This window comes from Pseudomonas meliae (assembly GCF_001400515.1).
Lineage (GTDB): Bacteria > Pseudomonadota > Gammaproteobacteria > Pseudomonadales > Pseudomonadaceae > Aquipseudomonas > Aquipseudomonas amygdali.
Map to the genome: position 1 here is coordinate 505 of NZ_LJQT01000421.1, position 2,639 is coordinate 3,143.

The 2,639-nt window shown below is 59.5% G+C and carries 1 protein-coding gene; it reads right to left on the reverse strand.

All coding sequences use genetic code 11. The annotated features are described in order from the left end of the window. Positions 1 to 51: 51 nt before the first annotated feature. A partial coding sequence (locus ALO64_RS19355) for a Tn3-like element ISPsy30 family transposase (RefSeq protein WP_054991783.1) occupies positions 52 to 2,639 on the reverse strand: 2,588 nt, incomplete at its 5' end.

Sequence of the window (2,639 nt, forward strand, 5' to 3'; positions counted from 1 at the left end):
CTTTTTCAGAGGATACCTAGGGGGTGTAAGCCGGAACCCCAGAAAATTCCGTCACCCCAACTCCAGCCCTGCCAGTAGTGCGTCCAGGTCGATCATTTTGTCGCTTTGGAAGGTGTAGTGCCCATTCAGCAGAATGTGCCGCCAGGCCGCCGGAGAAATCTTGGTGATCAGCGCCACGGCCTTGGCATTGCCGCTCGCTTCGCACTTCGTCAGCAGGTGCGACAGGATGGCCGAGTTGTAGTAGATGATGGCGTTGGCGATCAGCCTGGCGCACTGGTTGCTGATCTCGATTCCAATGTCGGTGCGCCCGGTCAATTCCTTCTTTCCACCGACCTGTGCGATGGTCGAGCGTAGCTGGTGGTAGGACTCGACGCGGTTCTGCGAGCGATGTACGTTCCGTTCCAACTGCGGATCGCGCAGGTAACGTAACGTGTAGATGCTACGGATGAGCTTGTCGAACTCGAAGATCGCGCGCCGTGTCGGATTTGGCGCGGTGTAGGTGCAAAGCTTGCGGATCAGCGTGCCTTGCGTCATCTCCTTGAGGCCTAGCGTGGCAACGATCTGGTCGATGTTCGGTTTTTCACTGATGATGAGCTGCTGATCGATCTGGCCGACCGGCCGGATCAGGCACTTCTCGTAAAGCGCCGGATCATCGGCGCTGTACAATTCTTGGAGTTGGTCTTCGAGATTGGTGAAGCGCGGCTCAAAGCGTGGACCGAACCAGTGCAAGATGGCGAAGTTGGCCTTATTGACGCTGTGCATATCACCGGTAATCGCGGTCGGCACGACGTCCGACGTGTTGCGATACCAGATGTCGAACACGTGGTGCGCCTCGAAGTCGTGTGCGCCGATCAAATAGCCGTTGAGCGGCACGTGGTTACACAGCAACGTGTAGGCGACGACACCCTTGCCACGGCCAAAGTATTTGTGCGAGTGGCGCGCCTTCACGGTTGGGCGCTCGATGCTGAATTTCTGACCATCGACGGCACCGTACAACGCATCCAGGTCGAACGAGTAATGGGGGAAAATCGGCAACGCGGCGATGGCATTGCTGATCCGGTCGTTGGCGGCCTGGAGCGATGCTTGGCGCAAGTACTGTTGATAGGTCGTCTCTAGCACGTGGTAAGGAATGTCGCTGGTGCGTGCCATGACCTGATTGCCGTGGTTCATCGCCTGCGCGATGACGACCGCCATCAAACTATCGGCGTCGGCCACCTTCTTCGCATAGCGCGGCTGCAATGGCGTCAACGCGGACAAAAAATGGCATTGACCATTGACGAAGCGGAATACGTCGGCAACATCGCAGTACGGCAATTGCTCGTAGAACGACTGCTCGCGCACCTTCTGATTCTCGCCCTTGGGCTTGTGCCAGATCAGCGTCTTCGCGTCCTTATCGTAGGTGAGGTGCGTCAGCTTGCCCCGCTTCAGCTCGCGGTTGAATGCCAGCAACTGCGCGCGCAGCTCCCGCGTCAGCGCATCGAGCTGGGCGTCCACCGGCAGCCGTAGGAAGGGGATGTCCATTTGCGCAAGCGTGTCGGCCTTCTCGTTCATCGAGACCAGCTCGTCTGATAAGTGGCGGTGTTGCAGGCTGTCGTCGAGGTAGAGTTCCCCCGACTTGAAACGCTTCCTAATCTGCCGGTACAGCCAGAACTCGTAGCGGTCGGCGTGCAGACCGGTCGGTTTGCCGTCGGCATCGAAGGTCAGCAGGTACGGCCGCAGCCGTTTCGGCAACGTGGCCACCGGACATTCAGCTAGCGGCCGTTGGGACAGGCGCTGTTGCTTGGCGAACACACTCTTGGCCCATGCCAGCGCCTTTAGCCAAGGGCTGTCGGGGACGGTGTCAGCAAAATCGAGTGCGACGTACAGTGGTCGCAAATGGCGGCGGTTGCGTTCGGCCAGGCCGTCTACTGCCTGCCAGTGCAGGGCCAGCTTGCTCACCGGCTTCACGCTCATGCGCTGGCCGGTGAGTTGGAGCGTATCTTTCGGCATGATCTTGTACGCGCGCTGGCGCACGTCGCCGAACGGTGTGGCATCGGCCACCGTGTCATCGACGTAGATCAACAGCAGGCGCCCTACTTGCGGTGTGTCCTGCTGACGACGCACCTGCTCTGCGACGAAAGACTTCTGCGCACCCGCGCTACTCTCTTCCTCCAATTGCTTCATGTGGTAAGCCATTGCATCGACCAGATTGTCGGAGAGTTGCCGGTAGCGCAGCCAGGCGTAGCACAGTAGGTAAAGTTGGGTCTGATCCGCCTTGAGATTGCGCAGATCGTGGACGGTGTAGAAATTTGCCAGGCTCGCGAAGTACAGCAGGTTCTGCTGCGAAACGCCCAGCTTGGGCAGCAGCGCCTTGGCGATTCGGTGCAGCGGCTCCAGCAAGGCGCGCTTCTCGCGCTCGCGGATCATCTGGCGCCAACCGAAGTTTTTGGCATCCTGCTTGAGCGCCGCTAGTTGAGACAGGGTGTCATCACGTACCAGAAGCTGGGCCAGCGCGTTTTTGGCCGCGTCGTCCAGCACTTGCGCCAGCAGGCCACCCAAGCGCCGACGTTCAGCGGACAGTGTTTCGCTGACCAGCTCTTGCAGGGTGGTGTAGCCGGGCCGGATGATCTTGTGCTCGTTGAGCCAGACGATCAGCTCGG